18 protein-coding genes and 1 riboswitch are annotated in these 19,681 nt (G+C 69.8%); of the genes, 12 read left to right on the top strand and 6 right to left on the bottom strand.

The features are described from left to right. Positions 1–7: 7 nt before the first annotated feature. Positions 8–913, bottom strand: a complete 906-nt coding sequence (purU, locus tag ELQ90_RS11155) for a formyltetrahydrofolate deformylase (protein WP_128495360.1) — start codon at positions 911–913, stop codon at positions 8–10. A 182-nt stretch (positions 914–1,095) separates the two neighbouring features. Between purU and ELQ90_RS11150 the strand changes: the two genes are divergently transcribed. After that, entirely contained in the window at positions 1,096–2,325 is a 1,230-nt protein-coding gene (locus ELQ90_RS11150; RefSeq protein WP_128495359.1) for an MFS transporter, read from the top strand. A 61-nt stretch (positions 2,326–2,386) separates the two neighbouring features. Here the strand turns inward: ELQ90_RS11150 and ELQ90_RS11145 are convergent, their stop codons facing one another. Next, complete coding sequence (locus ELQ90_RS11145) at positions 2,387–4,492, bottom strand: sigma-70 family RNA polymerase sigma factor (RefSeq protein WP_166408995.1); 2,106 nt, start codon at positions 4,490–4,492, stop codon at positions 2,387–2,389. A gap of 549 nt (positions 4,493–5,041) precedes the next feature. Here ELQ90_RS11145 and ELQ90_RS11140 point away from each other — a divergent pair. From ELQ90_RS11140 to mnhG, 6 genes are read left to right on the top strand one after another with little or no spacing between them, the layout of a single operon-like run. Continuing rightward, positions 5,042–8,110 (top strand): Na+/H+ antiporter subunit A, encoded by a 3,069-nt coding sequence (locus ELQ90_RS11140; RefSeq protein ID WP_128495357.1) that lies wholly within the window; start codon positions 5,042–5,044, stop codon positions 8,108–8,110. Further along, entirely contained in the window at positions 8,107–8,646 is a 540-nt protein-coding gene (locus ELQ90_RS11135) for a sodium:proton antiporter (RefSeq protein WP_128495356.1), read from the top strand. Before ELQ90_RS11140 ends, ELQ90_RS11135 begins: the two co-directional genes overlap by 4 nt. Next, entirely contained in the window at positions 8,643–10,205 is a 1,563-nt protein-coding gene (locus tag ELQ90_RS11130) for a Na+/H+ antiporter subunit D (RefSeq protein ID WP_128495355.1), read from the top strand. Before ELQ90_RS11135 ends, ELQ90_RS11130 begins: the two co-directional genes overlap by 4 nt. Beyond that, positions 10,205–10,795, top strand: a complete 591-nt coding sequence (locus tag ELQ90_RS11125) for a Na+/H+ antiporter subunit E (protein WP_128495354.1) — start codon at positions 10,205–10,207, stop codon at positions 10,793–10,795. The genes ELQ90_RS11130 and ELQ90_RS11125 overlap by 1 nt, the downstream gene beginning before the upstream one ends. Next, complete coding sequence (locus ELQ90_RS11120) at positions 10,795–11,058, top strand: MrpF/PhaF family protein (protein ID WP_128495353.1); 264 nt, start codon at positions 10,795–10,797, stop codon at positions 11,056–11,058. The genes ELQ90_RS11125 and ELQ90_RS11120 overlap by 1 nt, the downstream gene beginning before the upstream one ends. Next, on the top strand, positions 11,055–11,465 hold the full coding sequence (gene mnhG / locus ELQ90_RS11115; RefSeq protein WP_128495352.1) for a monovalent cation/H(+) antiporter subunit G: 411 nt from the start codon (positions 11,055–11,057) through the stop codon (positions 11,463–11,465). Before ELQ90_RS11120 ends, mnhG begins: the two co-directional genes overlap by 4 nt. A gap of 60 nt (positions 11,466–11,525) precedes the next feature. Here mnhG and nagA read toward each other — a convergent pair whose 3' ends face one another. The 3 genes from nagA to ELQ90_RS11100 form a co-directional block, all read right to left on the bottom strand. Then, entirely contained in the window at positions 11,526–12,692 is a 1,167-nt protein-coding gene (nagA, locus tag ELQ90_RS11110) for an N-acetylglucosamine-6-phosphate deacetylase (protein WP_128495351.1), read from the bottom strand. Continuing rightward, positions 12,689–12,976 (bottom strand): hypothetical protein, encoded by a 288-nt coding sequence (locus ELQ90_RS11105; RefSeq protein WP_128495350.1) that lies wholly within the window; start codon positions 12,974–12,976, stop codon positions 12,689–12,691. Before ELQ90_RS11105 ends, nagA begins: the two co-directional genes overlap by 4 nt. Positions 12,977–13,055: 79 nt before the next feature. After that, entirely contained in the window at positions 13,056–13,571 is a 516-nt protein-coding gene (locus ELQ90_RS11100; protein WP_128495349.1) for a DinB family protein, read from the bottom strand. 60 nt (positions 13,572–13,631) lie between these two features. On the opposite strand from ELQ90_RS11100, the gene ELQ90_RS11095 reads away from it, so the two are divergent. The 4 genes from ELQ90_RS11095 (at position 13,632) to ELQ90_RS11080 (ending at position 17,132) form a co-directional block, all read left to right on the top strand. Then, complete coding sequence (locus tag ELQ90_RS11095; protein ID WP_128495348.1) at positions 13,632–14,306, top strand: pentapeptide repeat-containing protein; 675 nt, start codon at positions 13,632–13,634, stop codon at positions 14,304–14,306. 25 nt (positions 14,307–14,331) lie between these two features. Continuing rightward, a riboswitch (ZMP/ZTP riboswitch) is annotated at positions 14,332–14,437 on the top strand. Between the two features lie 41 nt (positions 14,438–14,478). Beyond that, positions 14,479–15,759: a serine hydroxymethyltransferase gene (gene glyA, locus ELQ90_RS11090; RefSeq protein WP_128495347.1), complete on the top strand. Its 1,281-nt coding sequence runs from the start codon at positions 14,479–14,481 to the stop codon at positions 15,757–15,759. Between the two features lie 8 nt (positions 15,760–15,767). Next, a complete protein-coding gene (locus ELQ90_RS11085; RefSeq protein WP_128495346.1) occupies positions 15,768–16,643 on the top strand; it encodes a bifunctional methylenetetrahydrofolate dehydrogenase/methenyltetrahydrofolate cyclohydrolase in 876 nt (291 codons plus the stop codon). A gap of 6 nt (positions 16,644–16,649) precedes the next feature. Beyond that, complete coding sequence (locus ELQ90_RS11080) at positions 16,650–17,132, top strand: YbaK/EbsC family protein (protein ID WP_243696140.1); 483 nt, start codon at positions 16,650–16,652, stop codon at positions 17,130–17,132. A gap of 31 nt (positions 17,133–17,163) precedes the next feature. Here ELQ90_RS11080 and ELQ90_RS11075 read toward each other — a convergent pair whose 3' ends face one another. Then, complete coding sequence (locus tag ELQ90_RS11075; protein WP_128495345.1) at positions 17,164–17,925, bottom strand: FadR/GntR family transcriptional regulator; 762 nt, start codon at positions 17,923–17,925, stop codon at positions 17,164–17,166. Positions 17,926–18,112: 187 nt separating this feature from the next. On the opposite strand from ELQ90_RS11075, the gene ELQ90_RS11070 reads away from it, so the two are divergent. Continuing rightward, a complete protein-coding gene (locus ELQ90_RS11070; RefSeq protein WP_128495344.1) occupies positions 18,113–19,636 on the top strand; it encodes an ABC transporter substrate-binding protein in 1,524 nt (507 codons plus the stop codon). Positions 19,637–19,681: the final 45 nt, after the last annotated feature.

The raw sequence follows: 19,681 nt of genomic DNA, 5'->3' as shown, positions 1-19,681 counted from the left end.
CGTCCGATCAGCGGAAGATGATCGTCCGTGCACCGTCGAGCAGGACCCGGTCCTCCGAGAACCACTTCACCGCTTGCGTGAGAGTGCGACTCTCCTCGTCCTGACCGATCGCCACGAGCTCGGCGACCGATCGCGAGTGGTCCACGCGGACGACGTTCTGCTCGATGATGGGCCCCTCGTCGAGATCGCTCGTGACGAAGTGCGCGGTGGCCCCGATGAGCTTGACACCGCGGGCGTGCGCCTGTCGATAGGGGTTCGCCCCCTTGAAGCCGGGGAGGAACGAGTGGTGGATGTTGATGGCCTTGCCCGCGAGGCGCTCGCACAGCTCGGGGGAGAGGATCTGCATGTAGCGCGCCAGGACCACGAGCTCGATGTCGTGCTCCTCGACGGCGTCGACGACCCGCCGCTCGAATGCCGCCTTCTCCTCCGCGTTCGTCACGGGAGCCGACTCGAACGGGACGCCGTAGAAGCCAGCGAGGTCGCGGAGCGACCCGTGGTTCGCGAGCACGAGCGGAATGTCGACGGCGAGCTGCCCCGCGCGCTGGCGGAAGAGCAGATCGTTGAGGCAGTGAGCGGCGGTCGACGCGAGGACGAGCGTCTTGAGCGGGCGGCCGACGACGTCGAGCCGCCACTGCATCGCGTAGGTGTCCGCAATGGGAGCGAGCGCGGCGGCGAACGATTCGCGGTCGGCCGACGACTCGACCTGCAGTCGCATGAAGAAGCGACCGGTGTCGGCGCTCGAGAACTGCTGGCTCTCGGTGATGTTGCCGCTCGCCGCGACGACGGCGCCGCTCACGGCGTGCACGATGCCGGGCTGATCGGGACAGACGATGGTGAGGACCCAGTGGTTCCGGGTGGGGATGGCGGCGTTCACCGTCCTAGGGTATTGCCACGCGGTGGGATAAACTGCCATCGGTCGTGAGGTCCGCTCCGACCCTGGGCGCGCACATCGGCGCGCAGCCGAACTCCGCTCGCGAGCGAATCGCCCGAGCAGAGTGAACGCCGACGATGCCGTCCTCCGATGCTGCTCGAGTCCTTCTCGTCGCGCCCCGCGGTCCTCCGTCCGCGTGATCCCTTGATTGTGTGTGTCCTGCCATGACCCTGTCCCCCGATCGTTCTCTGCCCTCGACGGGTTCCGTCGACACGTCCGCCCGCTTCCCCTGGTGGGGGATGATCGCCCTGTCGGTCGCGACGTTCCTGTCGGTCACGAGCGAGATGATGCCGACGGGTCTCCTGCCGCAGATGAGCGCGGACCTCGGAGTCGCCCCCGCCGCCGTCGGACTCCTCGTGACGGTATTCGCCTTCACCGTCGTCGTCTCGAGCGCGCCGCTCACGGCCCTGACGCTGCGGATCCCGCGCAAACCGTTCCTCCTCGGGGTGATCGCCGTCCTGGGGATCTCGAACCTGCTCACCGCCCTTGCGCCCGATTACGCCCTCGTCGTCGCGAGCCGCGTCCTCGGCGGAGTGGCGCATGGTCTCTTCTGGGCCACGGTGCCCGCGTACGCCGCACGCCTCGTCTCTCCCGCGCTCATCGCCCGGGCCGTCTCGATCACGATCGCGGGCGGCACGCTCGCCTTCGTCCTGGGTGTGCCGCTCGGGACAGCGCTCGGCGCGGCGATCGGATGGCGGTGGGGATTCGCAGCCGTCGCCGGAGCCTTCGCACTCGGGGTCGTCGCCGTCGCGCTCCTGCTGCCGACCGTGCCGCCCGTCGAGCGGTCGCGCCGAGACCGAGCGGCCGGCGGCCGTCGCGGCCTCGACCCGTCGATCATGCCCGTCGCCATCGTGTGCCTCACGACCGCGATAGCGATGATCGGGCACTACGCCCTCTACACCTTCATCGCGCCGTTCCTCGTCGAGCGGATCGGGGTTCCGGATGCGTGGTTCAGCGTCGTCCTGTTCGCTTACGGTGTCGCCGGGGCCGTCGGTCTCGTGCTCACCGGGACGGTGTTCGCCCGCCGACCGGGTGCCGGTCTCGTGATCGCGCTCGCCGGCTCGGCCGTCTTCGTCACCGTCGCGTCGTTGTCCTTCGGGAACGTCGTCGTCGCGGTCACGGCCGTGATCCTCTGGGGCATCGCGTTCGGGATGATCCCGCCGCTCCTGCAGACCCGCGTCCTCCAGTTCGCGAGCCCCCGCATCCGCGACACGGCCGCGGCGTTCTACACGACGGCGTTCAACGTGGGGATCGGCGGAGGCGCGCTCGTGGGCGCCTGGCTGCTCGAGAACGGCGGCCTCTCGAGCCTGCCGCCGACGCAGATCGTGCTGATGGCCGCGAGCGCGGTCATCGTGTTCCTCGTCGGGCGTCGAGCGGCTCGCGCGTCACGATGAGGGTCGCTCCTCGATCGGGGAGGGTGACCCGCCGGCGGTGACCCGCCTCAGCCCTCAGCCCTCAGCCCTCTCGGGCGTCGTCGGGAGTGACGACGAGCACGACGTTCACGCGGATGCTCCGGGTCGGCGCGGAGGAGGAGAAGGCGGTTCCCTCGCCGTAGGCGACCTGCACGGTGTGCTCGCCGAGACCGAACAGCACCCAGTCGGTGACCCACGCGCAAGCGGCCTCGCCGCTGCCCTCGGCGAGGGAGCACGTGAAGGCCGGGACACCGTCGATGCGGCCGTGCACCTCGGTCCCGGGGATGCCCTGGAGGTCGATGCTGAGGTCGAACGCCGACACCGTCGCTCCGTCGTTCGGGGACAGGATGAGGGGCGGAGGAGCGAGGGTCAAGGACTCGGTCCGCTCCTCGACGGCTCCGGTGGTCGTGGTCTGGCGGACGGTCAGTTCGCTCGACCCGACGGGCGTGTCGGTGAGGATCGGCGAGACCCATCCGCCGTCCGCGTCCGCGACGACCCGGGCGACCGAGACGCCGTCGCGGAGGAAGTCGATCGTGGCTGCGGGCTCCGAGGACCCCGAGAGCGTCGGGTACAGCTCGCCGTGTCCGCCCTGATCGACGGTGTACTCGAGAGGCTGGGACGGCTCGGCCGGTTCCGTCGGTTCCGTCGGTTCGGTCGGTTCGGTCGGTTCCGTCGGTTGCGTCGGTTCGGTCGGCGTCTCGGGCTCCGTCGGTGGGGGAGTGGGCGCGACCGGTCCGGGCTGCGACGGCGGCCTCGTGGGCTCGGTCGGCGGTGTGCTCGCTCGAGGGGCCGGGTCGGCTGCCGGAGGCGTCGGGGCAGGAGTGGAGCCGGCAGGAGTCGGCTCCGGGAGCGCGTCGGGTTCCTCCGTCGGCGGCGAGGTCGGAGCCGATGGAAGGGTCGCGGGGACGTCCGACTGCCGCGAGGACTCGAGAGGCACGACGTCCTCCGGGTGACCGGCCAGGAAACCCGGACCGAGAGCGACGGCTGCGGCCACGGCGGTTGCTGCGACGAGGGCGATCGCACCGGAGACGACTCCGGATGTGACGAGCCCGGCTGAGGCGACACCCGCCGACGCGGTGCTCGCCGCAGCCGTCGATGCGCCGGTGGCGGCCGTCGTCGCGGAGGCGGTGGTGCCCGAACCGGCGGCGCCTGCTCCCCCGGCACTCGAGCCCGCGCCCGCTCCGGCGCCTGCAGTCGCGAGAGACCCGAGGACGGTCGGGTCGATCGGCGTCCCGATCCCCATGCCGTGGCCGCCCATGACGGCGGCGGGCATGGCCGCGGTTGCGACGGCGGTGTGTGCGCCGGACTGCATCCAGGCGAGGTAGCCCGTGGCGCCGGCGGTACCGGCGGCCAGGGGAAGCAGGACGAGAGCGATGCGCGAACCGACCTCACGGGCCTCGGCGGCCACGATGGTGCAGCGGGCGCACGAGTCGAGGTGGGCTTCGAGCTTCGCGGTGTCGCGCTTGCCGAGCGAGCCGCGCGTGTATGTGCCGATGCGTTCGATCGTCCAGCGGTGCTCCGAATCCTCGGGGACGGCCGCGATATGCGCCTGGATCCACGCCTGGCGGAGGCCCTCCCGCGCCCGGTAGGCGAGCGCGGCGACGGCGTTGGGCTTCATCGCGAGCAGCGGCGCGACCTGCTGAGGCGTCATGCTCTCGACCTCGCAGTACCAGAGCACTTCCTGCCACCGGCTGGGGAGACTGCGGAACGCCGTGGCCGTGAGGCTGCGGTCGAGCGCGGCCATCGTCTCCTCGTCGCGCGACGCCGGGTCCTCGAACGACTCGAGCGTGTCGATGGAGGCCTCACGGCGGGCGCGGCCCCATGCCGAGGCCGTGTTGCGCACGGTCGTGAAGAGGTAGGGACGGAAGGCGCCGGTCGGGCCGCCGCCCTTCTGCAACGCCTGGTAGATCTTCGCGAAGGACTCCTGGACGAGGTCGTCGGGGTCGAGCGAGGACGTGAAGGACCGCGCAACGGTGCGCGCCGCTCGCGAGTGCCGACGCCACAACTCGCCGAAAGCGGCGCCGTCGCCGGCTCGAGTGTAGGTGAGGAGGTCGGCGTCCGACGCGTTCTCCCAGCCGGACGATCCGGGCGCGAGGCCCTCGCCGGAGGAGGCTGGGGTGGTGTTCGGCTCGGGGCTCTCGTCCTGCACGGCTTCTCCGCTTTCCCTTGTGGTGTTGTGGCTTCGTGTTGAGAGATGCACCGGAGCAGTGATCATGACGCCCGTTCGCGATTTTCCTCCGATATCGCATCTCGTGGGGACTCTGCGGTGATCTGTGGACAACCGGTCGACGGGAGCACGCGATCTTTTTCCGGAATCGGCGTCATGATCCGCGACCGCGCTCCTCTCTCCCAATGACATCGTGTCGCGCTCCGGGACGTCCCGCGCGCGAGGCGATGACCGTCTCCGAGTTCTTGCATTCGCGGCGACGGTCGCCGGCACCATATTCGGCCACGCCGGCACACAACCTGCGCAGTCCCGATCGGGACGCAGGACCCGGGCCTCGGGGACGCCATGAGCGGAGGTGCCGGATCGCGTGTGGTGCGGGCTCGGGGGAGCCCGCACCACACTTCTCCTCGCTGCCTTCCGTCCCATTCCGCTCGCGGCATGCGACGGACGGGATCCGGTGCTCCCGGGCAACCCGTCGAAAACGCCTGATAGATTAATAGGGACAGAGGCCGACCACCCCCGGGAGACCCCATGGCGATCATGACGGTGCTGTTCGCTGCGCTGTCATTCGCCGCTCCTGTCCTCGTGAGGCTCCTCGGCCGGCGCGCTTTCCTCCTCCTCGCCGTCGTCCCGGTCGTCGCCTTCGTCCACACGCTCGGGTACACCGGTGTGATCGCGTCCTCCGACGGTGCCGCGACCGAATCCTGGTTGTGGATCCCGCAGCTCGACCTCGCCATCGCCTTCCGGATGGACGCTCTCGCGTGGCTCTTGGCCCTCGTCGTGACGGGTGTCGGTGCGCTCGTCCTCGTGTACTGCGCGTCGTACTTCGGCGACGACGAGCCGGCGCTCGGTCGGTTCGCCGGTCTGCTGCTCGGCTTCGCCGGCACGATGTACGGGCTCGTGACCTCCGACGACGTCATGGTCATGTTCATGTACTGGGAGATCACGAGCGTGCTCTCGTACCTCCTGATCGGTCACTACACCGGCCGGAAGGAGAGCAGGGGAGCGGCCCTCCAAGCTCTGCTGGTGACGACCCTCGGTGGGCTCGTCATGCTCGTCGGCGTCGTCATGCTGAGCGTCATCGCCGGGACGACCCGGATCTCGGAACTCGTCGCCGAGCCCCCGCAGGGGGTGCTTCCGTCGATCGCGATCGTCCTCGTGCTCGTCGGCGCGATGTCGAAGTCGGCCATCGTCCCGTTCCACTTCTGGCTCCCGGCCGCGATGGCCGCGCCGACCCCGGTGAGCGCCTACCTGCATGCCGCCGCGATGGTCAAAGCGGGTATCTACCTCGTGGCGCGATTCGCGCCGGGATACGCAGAGTCGCCGGCATGGACCCCGATCGTCGTGGGCTTCGGCGTGCTCACCATGCTCGTCGGGGCATGGAGGTCCCTCCGCCAGTACGACCTCAAGCTCGTCCTCGCATACGGCACGGTGAGCCAGCTCGGCTTCCTGTTCGTCATCGTCGGTTTCGGCACGCGCGACGCGGCGCTCGCCGGCGCGGCGATGCTGCTCGCCCACGCCGTCTACAAAGCGGGGCTCTTCCTCACCGTCGGCATCATCGACCACCGGACGGGCACCCGGGATTGGCGCAAGCTCTCGGGTCTCGGGCGGGCGATGCCGGTGCTCGCGGTCGCCGCCGCGTTGTCCACGGCGTCCATGGCCGGCATCATCCCGCTCATCGGCTTCGTCGGGAAGGAAGCGGTCTTCACGGCCTTCATCGAGGAGGGGCTGCGGGGCGACGCGTGGGCGTGGGTCGCCCTCGTCGGCACCGCCGTCGGCTCCGTCCTCACCGTCGCCTACAGTGCGCGGTTCCTGTGGGGTGCTTTCGCGCGCCGCACCACGACGGAGCCCGTCTCGATCCACGGCGACAGCGGCGCCATCGTCGCTGCCCCGCTCGTGCTCGGCGTCGCGGGCATCGTTTTCGGCATCGGCGTCGCGCTCGTCGACCCGCTCCTCGCGGCCTACGCCGACACGTTCGGGCACGGCGAGTACCACCTCGCCCTGTGGCACGGACTCGAGCCGGCTCTCTTCCTCTCGATCGCCGTCATCGCGCTCGGACTCCTCCTCTTCGCGGCCCGTCGGTCGGTCGCGCGCCTCCAGTCGACCGTGCCGGCCGTCGTCGACGCCTCGCGCGGCTACTGGACGACCGTCAACGCGGTCGACCGTCTTGCAGCTCGTGTCACCCTCTTCGCCCAGCGGGGCGGCCTGCCGCAATACCTCACGACGATCGTGGTGGTCTTCGTCCTCGCGGTGGGAGGGATGCTCCTCGTCACGAGAACCTGGCCCACCGACATCCGCCCCTTCGACTACCCGCTCCAGGTCGTGATCGCCGCGTGCATGATCGTCGCCTCGGTCATGGCGGCGCGTGCGCGGCAGCGCATGACCGCCGTCCTGCTCGCCGGCGTCACGGGCTTCGGACTCGTCGCCCTGTTCGCGCTGCACGGGGCTCCCGACCTCGCGCTCACCCAGGCCCTCGTCGAACTCGCGACGATCGTCACGTTCATCCTCGTCCTCCGACGGCTGCCCCACGCGATCGCCCAGCACAACAGACCGGTGCGGAAGGTGCGTCGCGCCGTCATCGGCGTCCTCTTCGGCGTCACCATGTCGGTCGTCGCAGCCGTCGCACTCTCGGCGCGCGAAGCAGAGAGCATCGCGACGGAACTCCCGCGGCTCTCCCTCGAGGAGGGGCACGGTCGCAACATCGTGAACGTCATGCTCGTCGACATCCGGGCGTGGGACACGATGAACGAGATCGCCGTGCTCGTCGTGGTCGCGACCGGGATCGCGAGCCTGCTCTTCGTGTCGGGACGCTCCGGCACCCCGCAGCGTCTCCCCGGCGCTCGTCGGCAGCGCGCGAACCGACGAGCGGTCCCGGCGGACGTCCGGGCGTCGAACGGCATCAGTCCGGCGGGAGAGTCGCCGGCGACGATCGACTCGGCCGACGCCTCCGCAGCCGAGGACGACCACGACGACACCGGGGCGCACCCGCAACTCGTGGACGCCGGCGCTCACGAGCCGACCGTCGCTCACACGGCGACCCCGGAGGAGCGCCTCGCCTCCGGGGCGCGACAGTCCTGGCTGCTCGCGGGTCGCACGATTCGCGACGAGAACCGCTCGCTGCTCCTCGAAGTGCTCGTGCGTCTGCTCTTCCACCCCGCGATCGTCGTGTCGATCTTCCTCCTGTTCACCGGCCACAACACGCCCGGCGGCGGATTCGCCGGCGGTCTCCTGGCCGGACTCGCGCTCGTCGCCCGCTACCTCGCGGGTGGGCGCTACGAGCTCGCCGAAGCGGTGCCGATCGACGCGGGCAAGCTGCTCGGTTCCGGCATCCTGCTCGCAGTGGGGTCCGCCGTCGGCTCCCTGTTCTTCGGTGCCGATGCCCTCACGTCCGCGTACCTCGAGGCCGACGTACCCGTCCTCGGCCACCTCTCGATCGGGACCTCGACGATCTTCGACCTCGGCGTCTACCTCGTGGTCGTCGGGCTCACTGTCGACATCCTGAGGAGCCTCGGCGGCGAGATCGACCGTCAACAGGAGGACGCCGACCTCGATCCGGGCGCGAGCGACGACTTCTCGACGACGACGGCGGCCGAACGATGAGCGCGTCCCTGACCCTCGTGGTCCTCATGGGCGCGATGTACGCGGTCGGCATCTACGTCATGCTCGAACGCAGCCTCACACGCGTGCTCATCGGGTTCCTGCTCGTGGGGAACGCGACGAACATCCTCATCTTCCTGATGAGCGGGGGCAACGGCTCCCCGCCGCTCGTGACGGGGACAGCGGCGGACGACTCGATGGTCGATCCGGTGCCGCAAGTGCTCATGCTGACGGCGATCGTCATCAACTTCGGGATCACGGCGTTCCTCCTCGCCCTCATCTACCGGTCGTGGTGGCTCGCGCAGCTCGGCGAGGAAGGCGACACCGTCCCCGACGAGCACGAGGGCGAGACCGAGGCGCAGACCGAGGCGAGCTTCGATCCGCTCGACCTCGACGACGCGGCCGTGCACGAAGTGCTCAGGGCGAGCGACGAGAGACCGGGCGACGAGGACCGCACGACGTCGCCCGACACGACGTCGCCCGACACGACGAAGCACGATACGACGAAGCACGATACGACGGGGGAGGACCGCGCATGACCGCCCTCGTCCCCCTCGTCGTGATGCTCCCGCTTCTCGGAGCGGCCGTGGCACTCACGCTCGGCAAGTACCCGAAGATCCAGATCGCCGTGAGCACCATCGTGCTCTCCGCCGTCTCCGTCCTGTCGATAGCGCTGCTCGTGCACGTCGACGCGACGGGGCCCGCCGTCGTGCACCTCGGCGGGTGGGAGGCGCCGTGGGGCATCGTGCTCGTCGCCGATCGGCTCGCCGCGATCATGCTCGTCGTCTCGTCGCTCATGCTGCTCGGGGTCCTGTTGTTCGCGATCGGTCAGGGGATCGCGGACCGCGACAGCAACCCGCCGCCCGTGTCGATCTTCCACCCGACGTACCTCGTCCTCGCGGCGGGGGTCTTCGACGCCTTCGTCGCGGGCGACCTCTTCAACCTCTACGTGGCCTTCGAGATGCTCCTCGCTGCGAGCTACGTGCTGCTGACACTCGGCGGAACCGGCGCGCGCATCCGCGCGGGCGTCACGTACATCGTCGTGAGCCTCATGTCGTCGATCATCTTCGTCGCGTCGATCGCGCTCATCTACGGCGCGACCGGGACCGTGACGATCGCACTCATCTCGGATCGCGTGCGCGACCTGCCTCTTAACGTCCAGCTCGTGCTGTGCCTCGCCCTCCTCGTCGGCTTCAGCGTCAAGGCCGCGCTGTTCCCGCTCTCGTTCTGGCTCCCGGACTCGTATCCGACGGCGCCGGCACCCGTCACGGCCGTCTTCGCCGGCCTTCTCACGAAAGTCGGCATCTACGCGATCATCCGGACCGACACGGTGCTCTTCGTCGACGTGCCGCTGCAGACGCCGCTCCTCGTCGTGGCAGCAGTGACGATGATCGTCGGCATCCTCGGCGCCGTCGCGCAGGCCGACATCAAGCGACTGCTCTCGTTCACCCTCGTGAGCCACATCGGCTACATGGTCTTCGGCATCGCGATCGGGAGCGAGGCCGCGACGACATCGACGATCTACTACGTCGTTCATCACATCGTCGTGCAGACGGCCCTCTTCCTCGTCGCCGGACTCATCGAGCGCGTCGGGGGATCCACGTCCATCAGTCGGCTCGGCGGACTGCTCACCGCTGCGCCGATCGTCGCCGTGCTCTACTTCATCGGCGCTCTCAACCTCGGCGGCATCCCGCCCTTCTCGGGCTTCCTCGGCAAGGTGGGCCTCTTCCGCGCCGGCGTCGAGTCGGGTACGCCTCTCGACTACGTCGTGATCGTCGCGGGAGCGGCCACGTCGCTCGTGACCCTCTACGCGCTCGCTCGCGTGTGGAACATGGCCTTCTGGCGGCGTCGCCGCGAGGTCGAGGGCTACTCGTCCTCGCTGCTCGCCTCATTGAGCGAGAATCCCGAGGACGACGGTCGTGTGTCCCTCAAGACCGTCTCGCCCCTCATGGTGTCCGCGACGGCGGGCCTCGTCGTTGTGACCGTCGCGCTCACGGTCTTCGCCGGACCGCTCTTCGCCCTCGCCGAGCGTGCCGCCGTCAACATCGAGGACCCCTCGTCGTATGTCGGCTCCGTCTTCCCCGTGGAGGTGCCGTGATGCACCAGCGCGAGCACGCGAGTCTCGGCAGCCGGGCGATGCTCTTCCTCGGCCTCGTCCTGCTCTGGGCGATGCTGTGGGGGCAGTTCACGGTGCTCTCCGTGCTCACGGGCGTCGCGATCTCGACGGTCGTGACCCTCGTGTTCTACCTGCCGGCCATCCAGTTCTCGCGCCGGCTCGATCCGGCCCGGACCGTCTACTTCTTCGTGCGGCTCGCGTTCGACATCGTCGTCGCGTCGTTCCAGGTCGCGTGGATCGTGCTGCGTCCGGGGACGGTGCCGCACAACTCCATCGTCGCGGTCCAATTGCGGACGCGATCCGACCTCATCACGATGTGGGTAGCGGAGTCGCTCTCGCTCGTGCCGGGATCGATCGTCGTCGACCTCGACCGCGGCGAGTCCATCCTGTACCTGCACGTCCTCGACACGGACGACGGGCGCGACGTCGAGCGGGCCCGGTCGCGCGTGCTCGGCACCGAGGAACGCATCGTGCGCGGCTTCGGTTCCGCGCACGACGTCGCCCTCGTGCGGGGGACGGCTCGGCCGCCGGAGGCCGACCCCACCCCGCCCGGAACGGAAGGAGAACGCTGATGCAGATCGCCCTCATCGCCGCCGGCGTCATGTTCGGGATCGGAGCGCTCGCGGCCGTGTACCGCATCGTCACCGGTCCGAGCCTCCTCGACCGCGTGATCGCGTCCGACGTGCTCGTCGTCACGATCATGTGCGTGCTCGGAGCCGAGATGGCCGTCAACCACCACACCGACTCGCTGCCCGTGATGCTCGTGCTCGGCATGTTCGGCATCGTCGGTTCCGTGAGCGTCGCGCGTTTCATGTCGAAGCAGGATTCGACATGAGCGCCGAGTGGAGCGAGGCGATCACCGCGACGTTCATCGTCGTCGCGGCCTTCCTGTGCGCGGCGGCCGGCATCGGTCTACTGCGCCTGCCGGACGTCCTCTCGCGCCTGCACGCCGCGACGAAGCCCCAGATCCTCGGCCTCGGGCTCATCATCGTGGACGTCGCGGTCTCGAACGTCAGCATCGCGACGATCGCCTTCGCGATCGCGATCCTCTTCTTCCAGGGCCTCACGGCCCCGATCTCCGCGCACATGGTGGGCCGGGCCGCCTACCGCGGCGACCACGTGCGTCGCGATCTGCTCGTCACCGACGAGCTCGCGGACGCCGTGAGCCGGGCCGACGAGCGGTCCGGTCGCGGCGACTCTGGGGACGACTCCGCGAGCGACGAGTCCCCCGAGTCACGCTGACGCCGACTCGCATCGTCCAGCGCGGTCGATACGGAGGGACACGTGCGGGACGGGACTGATCTACGCAGCCGGCGCTCCGTGGACCCGGACTCCCGCCACCCAGACCGCCGCGACGTCGAGGTCTGCTCCGAGGAGGACGGCGTCGGCGACGGATCCGACCGCGAGGGAGCCGAGTTCGCGTCGGCCGATGACGCGCGCCGGTGTCTCGGTGAGCGCGCGGACGGCCTCGGGGAGCGGGACCCCGGCGGTGACGACTGTGCGGAGCGCGGCGTCCTGCGTGAGCGTCGACCCCGCGATGACGTCGCTGCCCGTCAGGCGGGCGACCCCGTCGTCTACCGTGACCGCGAGGCCGCCGAGTTCGTACGCGCCGTCGCCGACGCCCGCAGCGGCCATGGCGTCCGTGACGAGCGCGATCCGCCCGGGCGCTCCCGCGAAGGCGAGCGCGAGGACGGCCGGATCCACGTGAATGCCGTCGGCGATGAGCTCGAGCACGACGTCTGCGGCCGCCATGGCCGCCACGACAGGGCCGGGGGCGCGGTGGTGGATGCCGGGCATCGCGTTGAACGCGTGGGTGAGGAGGGTCGCTCCGTCGGTGAACGCCGCCGAGGCGCCCGCGAAGTCGATGGCCGTGTGCCCGACCGCGACGACGACACCCGCTCGACGGAAGGCCCGGATCGCGTCCTCCGCGCCCGGGAGTTCCGGCGCGATCGTGACCTGCACGAGGAGGCCCGCGCCGGCGTCGACGAGTCGCTCGACGTCGGCGACGGTCGGGGCCACGAGAGCCGAGGGATCGTGGGCGCCGCGGTTGTCGGGGGAGAGGAAGGGGCCCTCGAGGTGTGCGCCGAGGATGGTGGGGTCGCTCTGCGCGAGTCGGGCGATCACGGTGAGACGTTCGACGAGATCGTCGATCCGCGCGGACACGAGGGACACGACGCTGCGCGTCGTGCCGTGCACCCGATGAGCTGCGATTCCGGTGAGGATCGCGTCCGCGCCGTCGTCGAACGCCGCGCCGCCGCCGCCGTGCCCGTGGAGGTCGACGAACCCGGGGACGAGCACGCCGCCCTCGGCGCTGACGATCTCCGCCGTCCCCGCGACGGCGATGGACCGCCACGCGGAGCCGGACCCCCGGTCTCGCACGATGCCGTCGGCGAGGACGACCCAGGCGTCCGGGACCTCCGCGCCGGCGTCGACGAGTCGCGCCGAGTGGATGATGATGGCGTCAGTCACGACCAGTCGATCCCTTCCGCGTGGGTGTAGCCGATGCCGAGAGCGTCGAGTCGCGGCTGCGACGCGGCGACGCGGCGCCGGAACGGTGCCCAGGTGCGCTCCTCGCTTCCGTTCGGACGAGGGGACCACGCGACCGCCGGTGCGTCGATCGCTCCGTCGACGACGAGACGAACGGTTCCGGAGACGAGGAGGGAGTCGCCCTCGGTCCGACGGACGACGGAAGGGAGGAGGATGAGTGCGGGCAGTCCGGCCATCGAGCGGGTGCCTCCGTCGCGCGTCTCCACAGCTGCCCTTCCATATGTAAGCGGTGCTTACAAAATCCGTTCAGATCCTATCCGACGCCCGAGCGGCATGACGAGGACGTCATTCCCCTGTGGCGCCGTCGAGGAGTTCGCGCAGGATGTCGAGGTGACCGCAGTGGCGACCCGTCTCCTCGATCATGTGCACGAGGATCCATCGGAGGGAGTGGCGACCGTCTGCGGCGACGTCGTCGAGTTCGTACCGCGCAGCCACCGCGCGGGACTCGGCGCACGCGGCTTCGTAGTCGCGCAGCAGCTCTCCGAGATCGTCGGTCTCGGAGACGCGGAACTCGCCGTCGCGGTCGTCGTCGCTCCACCGCGTCGGGACGTCGGACTCGCCGGCGAGCGACTCGCGGAACCAGGAGCGCTCGACGTCGGCGAGATGACGCACGAGCCCCGAGACCGTGGTGAGGCTCGGCAGCAGCCGACGTGCGGCGTCGGCGTTCGATAGACCGGTCGCCTTGAACACGACGGTCGCCCGGAAGAAGTCGAGGAAGCCCTCGAGCGTCTCGCGCTCGCCGGCGCGCTCGGGCGGTTCGGGTCGGTCGTCGTGAGGGAGGGAACGGGTCGATGTCGTCATGGCTCCACGGTAGCGGCGACCCCCGACGGCGATGTCCGTGCCGTCCGGCACACTGAGGGCATGGCCTCCTCTCCGCGTCGACCCTCCTCCGACCCGTCGGCGCCTCGCGTCGCACCCGTCCGTCTCGCGGGCCTGCTCGACGGCACGATCGAGGACCTCCGCATCGCCGACTACCACGACGGGGTGCGTTTCGCGGATCTCGACGTCACGGGAGTCGACCTCGCCGACGTGCAGTTCTCGGGTTGCGCCATCGAGAGGGTCACCACGCGGGCGGCCGCGTTGCGCGGCGCTCGCCTCATGGACTCCACGATCACGGGCCTCGAGGCTCCCGTGATCGACGCCCCGTCGACGTTCTGGCGCGACGTCGAGATCCGCTCGTCGCGATCCGGATCCGCCGACCTCTACGACGCGGAGGTGCGGAGTGTGCACATCGCCGACAGCAAGCTCGGCTACATCAACCTCCGCGGTGCACGCGTCACGGACCTGCTCATCGAGGGCTGCTCGCTCGAGGAGCTCGACCTCGGCGGCGCGACGGTCACGCGATTGCGCCTCGTCGACTGCCGCGTCGGGACGCTCGACGTGACGCGTGCGACGCTCTCCGACCTCGACCTCCGTGGCGGGGAGTTCTCCGCGGTGAGGGGGCTCGAGAGCCTGCGCGGAGCGATCATCGGGGAGCACCAGCTCGCGGAGTTCGGACCGCTCTTCGCCGCGGCCCTCGGTGTGCGGATCGAGTGATCGATCGCCGCCTCCCTGATATGCTGACTCCCGTCGCGACTGGCGTATGACGGGTGCTCTGCATCCGCCTGAAGATGGTCACCATCGGGGAGCGACTGACACGGATTCGGCCGTACGCCTGGGCCGATACGGAGAACCCTCACGTCCGCCGCTGTCAGAAGGAGTCAGCCTCATGACCACGTCCCAGGATCTCTTCAACGCCCCGCTCAGCGAGGTCGACCCCGAGATCGCCGCCGTCCTCGAGCAGGAGCTCGGGCGCCAGCGCGACTACCTCGAGATGATCGCGAGCGAGAACTTCGTCCCGGTCTCCGTCCTGCAGTCGCAGGGCTCCGTTCTCACCAACAAGTACGCGGAGGGCTACCCCGGGCGCCGCTACTACGGCGGCTGCGAGTTCGTCGACGTCGCCGAGTCGCTCGCCATCGAGCGCGCCAAGAGCCTGTTCGGCGCCGCGTACGCGAACGTCCAGCCGCACTCGGGTGCGAGCGCGAACGCCGCCGTCCTCTCCGCGATCGCCCAGCCGGGCGACACGATCCTCGGCCTCGAGCTCTCGCACGGCGGCCACCTCACGCACGGCATGAAGCTCAACTTCTCCGGCAAGCTCTACAACGCCGTCGCGTACGGCGTCGACGCGGACACGATGCTCGTCGACATGGAGGACGTGCGGGCGAAGGCCCGTGAGCACAAGCCGCGCGTCATCATCGCCGGTTGGTCCGCCTACCCGCGCCAGCTCGACTTCGCCCTCTTCCGCGAGATCGCCGACGAGGTCGGCGCGACACTCTGGGTCGACATGGCGCACTTCGCGGGCCTCGTCGCCGCCGGTCTCCACCCCTCGCCCGTGCCGCACGCACACGTCGTCTCGTCGACCGTGCACAAGACCATCGGCGGCCCCCGCTCCGGCTTCATCCTCACGAACGAGCCGGATCTCGCCAAGAAGCTCAACTCGAACGTCTTCCCCGGCCAGCAGGGCGGGCCGCTCATGCACGTCATCGCCGCGAAGGCGACGGCCTTCAAGCTCGCGGCCTCGGACGACTTCAAGGACCGCCAGGCGCGCACCATCCGCGGCGCGCAGATCCTCGCGGAGCGCCTGACGGCCGACGACTCGAAGGCCACGGGTCTCGACGTCCTCACGGGTGGAACGGACGTACACCTGGTTCTCGCCGACCTCCGAAACTCCGAGCTCGACGGCAAGCAGGCCGAGGACGTGCTGCACGACGTCCGCATCACCGTGAACCGCAACTCCGTGCCGTTCGACCCGCGTCCGCCGATGGTGACGTCGGGACTGCGCATCGGCACGCCGGCGCTCGCGACCCGGGGCTTCGGCGAGACCGAGTTCACCGAGGTCGCCGACGTCATCGCCCTCGCGCTCCGTCCGGGCGCCGACGTCGACGCCCTCCGCGGCCGGGTCGCGGCGCTCGCCGACGCGTTCCCGCTCTACCCCGGCCTCCAGCAGTAGGCGCGGGAATGACGGCTCTCACACTCGACGGCCTCGCGGCCGCCGCCTCCATCAAGTCCGAACTCCGTGAGCGCGTCGACGTCCTGCGCGAGCGGGGCGTCGTCCCCGGGCTCGGAACGCTCCTCGTCGGCGACGACCCCGCTTCGCGCAGCTACGTCGCTGGCAAGCACCGCGATTGCGCCGAGGTCGGCGTCGAGTCCATCCGCGTGGATCTCCCGGCGACGGCCTCGCGCGCCGACGTCCTCGCTGCGGTGCGCGACCTCAATGCGGCGCCCGAGGTGACCGGATACATCGTCCAGCTCCCGCTCCCGGGCGGCATCGACGAGAACGAGGTCCTCGAGGCCATCGACCCGGACAAGGACGCCGACGGCCTCCACCCGACGAACCTCGGTCGACTCGTTCTCGGGGTCGCGGGGGAGCTCACGTCGCCGCTTCCGTGCACGCCGGCCGGCATCGTCGAGCTGCTTCGGCGGAATGACGTGACACTCGCGGGCAAGCACGTCACCGTCATCGGTCGCGGTCTCACCGTCGGTCGCCCCCTCGGGCTCCTGCTCACGCGGAAGGGCATCGATGCGACCGTCACCCTCACGCACTCGCGGACGCCTGACATCGCCGCCGAAGTGCGTCGTGCCGACATCGTCGTCGCGGCCGTCGGCGTTCCGCACCTCGTCACGGCCGATTGGATCAAGCCCGGCGCCGCCGTCGTCGACGTGGGAGTGACACGTGTCGGCACGACGGAGAGCGGCAAGGCGAAGCTCTCCGGCGACGTCGACCCCGGTGTCGCCGAGGTGGCCGGCTGGCTGTCACCGAACCCCGGCGGGGTCGGCCCGATGACGCGGGCGCTCCTCGTCTCGAACGTCGTGCAGTCGGCCGAGCGGGCCTAGGTCGTCGTGAGCGTGCGGCGGAGCCACCCGGCGGTCGAGCGGGTCGAAGCGGCGCTCGCCGCGGCCGGTACCCCCGCCGAGGTCGTCTGGTTCGACGAGGGTGCGCACACCGCCGCCGCAGCGGCCGCCGCGCTCGACTGTCCCGTCGGTGCGATCGCGAATTCGCTCGTCTTCACGCTCGACGGCGAGCCGGTGCTCGTCATGACGAGCGGGGCGCATCGCGTCGACACCGCGTTCCTGGGCCCGCTTCTCGGCGGCCGGCTGAAGCGCGCGGACGCCGACGCCGTGAAGTCGGCGACGGGTCAGGTGATCGGGGGCGTCGCGCCGGTCGGGCACCCCGCGCCGCTGCGCACCTGGGTCGACACGGCGCTCGCCGCGTTCCCGGTGATCTGGGCGGCGGCCGGTCACGCGCACACCGTGTTCCCCACGACGTTCGACGACCTCGTCCGCCTCACGGGCGGCACACCCACCGCCGTCGCCCTCGACTGACGCGGTACCCGTGCGGTCGTGCGCGGTCCGGTCACATCTGCGCCCCGTACGACTGCATCATCGTCGCGAGACGTCTCGTCTCCTCCGATGACAGGTCGTCGGCGTAGTAGCGGTAGATGTTCCCGGTGGAGATCGCGGCGGCCTCCTGTGCGCGACCGTCGCGAATCGCGGCGACGAGCGCGCGAGCGTCGCGGGCGCTCGTACGCACCCGCGAACTGCGGTCCGTCTCGCTCGTGAGCCGGCGATCGATCATCTCGGCCATCACGCCACCGACGACGTTCCCGCAGATCTCGAGCATCTGATTGTGGGACGCCCGGCGGATGGCCTGATGGAAGCGATTGACGCGCTCGCCGAATCGGACGTCGGGCTGATCGGCGAGGTCCGCGATGTCCTCCCCGCGCCGCGCGATCTCCGCGAGTTCCTCGTCCGTGCGCTCGGTGGCGGCGAGAAGGCTCGCGTGACCCTCGAGGAGGAGACGGAACTGCAGGAGTTCGACGCGCGACACGGAGTCGAGCTGCGCGAGTTTCGCCATCGACTTCTCGAGCACTCGGGGAGAGAAGGCCGTGATCACGGGACCCCGCGGGTCGCCCGGTCGGGACTCGATCACGCCGGTGGCCTGGAGCACACGCATCGCCTCGCGCACGGTCGCGCGGCTGACCCCGAAGTCGGTCATGAGTGCTCGTTCGCTCGGCAGACGGTCACCGGCCCCGTAGGTGCCGTCCGAGATCGCCTGCTCGATCTGACCGACGATGATCTCGTAGGCGTTGACCTTCTGCACGGGTGTGAAGCTCATCGCTCCCTCTCGGTGACACTCGACGATGGACGGGGAGGAGAATGCGGAGGTTGCGTTACATGTTTGTTTCCCCGCTTGACGCTCTCTTTCGCCTCACCCTAGCGTGTCGGTTACTGGCCTGACCAGTAACCCCGGCCCTGTTCCACGCCGGTCTCCTCGACTTTCTCCCGGCTTACGAAGGAGCTCCATGAACGCCCACACCTCCCGTCGCGCTCTCGCGACGACAGCCGCCGCAGCGGCCGCCGTCCTCGCCCTGTCCGCCTGTTCGGCCGGAAGCTCCTCCGGCGGCTCGGACGCCCCGTCGGACGCGGTCGTCATCGGCCTCACGGGCGAACCCGTCAACCTGGACTTCACGACGACCTCCGGCGCCGCCATCCCGCAGGTCGTAATGAACAACGTCTACGAGGGTCTCGTGACGATCGACCAGGAGGGCGAGCTCCAGCCGCAACTCGCCGAGAGCTGGGCGGTGAGCGAGGACGGCACCGTCTACGATTTCGCCCTCCACGACGGAGTCACCTTCTCCGACGGCGAGGACTTCACCGCCGCCGACGCTGTCTTCAGCATCGAACGCGTGCAGAGCGATGCGTGGTTGAACGGCACGAAGTCGAAGATGGACGTCGTCGAATCGGTCGAGGCCGTCTCCGACACCGAGCTGCGCGTCACCCTCTCCCGCCCGAGTAACGCATGGCTCTTCGACATGGGCACGTACGTCGGTGCGATGTTCTCCGAGACGGGTGTCGACGACTTGGCCACGAAGCCCATCGGCACCGGCCCATACACGGTTGAGAGCTTCGTGAGCGGCGACCGCATCACGCTCGCCGGTCGCGACGACTACTGGGGCGAGGAGCCCGACATCACCGACGTCACGCTCCGCTACTTCGCGGATGCCGTCGCGAGTACGAACGCGCTCCGGTCGGGAGACGTCGACATGGTCTACAACATGCAGGCGCCCGACCTGATGGGCCAGTTCGAGTCCGACGAGGCCTTCCAGGTCATCGAGGGCACGTCGAACGGGGAGATCCTGCTCTCGATGAACAACACGGTCGCCCCCTTCGACGACGTCCGGGTACGTCAGGCCGTCATGTACGCCATCGACCGTCGAGCCGTCATCGACGCGGCCTGGGCCGGCTATGGCACCGAGATCGGTGCCATGGTCGCCCCGACCGACCCGTACTACGAGGATCTCACCGACCTGTACCCGTACGACCCGGAGAAGGCTCGTGAACTCCTGGCCGAGGCCGGCGCCGAGAACATCTCGATCACCTTCGACGTGCCCACGCGCCCGTACGCCACGGCCGTCTCCGAGATCGTCGTGTCGCAGCTCGCCGAGGTCGGCATCGACGCGTCCATCCAGTCGTCCGAGTTCCCCGCCGTCTGGCTCGACAAGGTCTTCACGCAGGCCGACTACCAGATGTCCGTCATCCTGGCGGTCGAAGCGCGCGACGTGCTGGCGACCTTCAACAACCCCGACTACTACATCGGCTACGACAACTCGAAGATCGCCGATCAGGTCATCGCGGCCGACTCCGGCACCCCTGAGGAGTACGTGAGCGGCATGAAGGAGGTCGTCCGCACGATCACCGAGGACGCTGCCTCCGACGTCCTGTTCCTGTTCCCGAACCTCGTCGTCGCCAAGGCGGAACTCGGCGGGATCGCCGCGAATGCGGTGACCGAGTCGCTCGTGCTGTCCGGGCTGACCTGGACCGATTGAGCGTCGGTGGGCCGCCGATGGGCGGCCCACCGACGTCCGGCAACC

The sequence above is a fragment of the Labedella phragmitis genome, assembly GCF_004078635.1.
In the GTDB taxonomy this organism is placed as follows: domain Bacteria; phylum Actinomycetota; class Actinomycetes; order Actinomycetales; family Microbacteriaceae; genus Labedella; species Labedella phragmitis.
The sequence above is the reverse complement of the archived record's forward strand: the minus strand, read 5'-3'. Positions and strand labels throughout refer to the sequence as shown.

What these genes read in the sequence shown, in the direction of transcription:
- ELQ90_RS11085 (WP_128495346.1), top strand. Translation starts at nt 15,768, where the DNA reads ATGACGGCTCTCACACTCGACGGCCTCGCGGCCGCCGCCTCCATCAAG.
- ELQ90_RS11100 (WP_128495349.1), bottom strand. Translation starts at nt 13,571, where the DNA reads ATGACGACATCGACCCGTTCCCTCCCTCACGACGACCGACCCGAACCG.
- ELQ90_RS11125 (WP_128495354.1), top strand. Translation starts at nt 10,205, where the DNA reads ATGCACCAGCGCGAGCACGCGAGTCTCGGCAGCCGGGCGATGCTCTTC.
- ELQ90_RS11075 (WP_128495345.1), bottom strand. Translation starts at nt 17,925, where the DNA reads ATGAGCTTCACACCCGTGCAGAAGGTCAACGCCTACGAGATCATCGTC.
- ELQ90_RS11120 (WP_128495353.1), top strand. Translation starts at nt 10,795, where the DNA reads ATGCAGATCGCCCTCATCGCCGCCGGCGTCATGTTCGGGATCGGAGCG.
- ELQ90_RS11140 (WP_128495357.1), top strand. Translation starts at nt 5,042, where the DNA reads ATGGCGATCATGACGGTGCTGTTCGCTGCGCTGTCATTCGCCGCTCCT.
- ELQ90_RS11135 (WP_128495356.1), top strand. Translation starts at nt 8,107, where the DNA reads ATGAGCGCGTCCCTGACCCTCGTGGTCCTCATGGGCGCGATGTACGCG.
- ELQ90_RS11130 (WP_128495355.1), top strand. Translation starts at nt 8,643, where the DNA reads ATGACCGCCCTCGTCCCCCTCGTCGTGATGCTCCCGCTTCTCGGAGCG.
- ELQ90_RS11070 (WP_128495344.1), top strand. Translation starts at nt 18,113, where the DNA reads ATGAACGCCCACACCTCCCGTCGCGCTCTCGCGACGACAGCCGCCGCA.
- purU (WP_128495360.1), bottom strand. Translation starts at nt 913, where the DNA reads ATGGCAGTTTATCCCACCGCGTGGCAATACCCTAGGACGGTGAACGCC.
- ELQ90_RS11095 (WP_128495348.1), top strand. Translation starts at nt 13,632, where the DNA reads ATGGCCTCCTCTCCGCGTCGACCCTCCTCCGACCCGTCGGCGCCTCGC.
- mnhG (WP_128495352.1), top strand. Translation starts at nt 11,055, where the DNA reads ATGAGCGCCGAGTGGAGCGAGGCGATCACCGCGACGTTCATCGTCGTC.
- ELQ90_RS11150 (WP_128495359.1), top strand. Translation starts at nt 1,096, where the DNA reads ATGACCCTGTCCCCCGATCGTTCTCTGCCCTCGACGGGTTCCGTCGAC.
- glyA (WP_128495347.1), top strand. Translation starts at nt 14,479, where the DNA reads ATGACCACGTCCCAGGATCTCTTCAACGCCCCGCTCAGCGAGGTCGAC.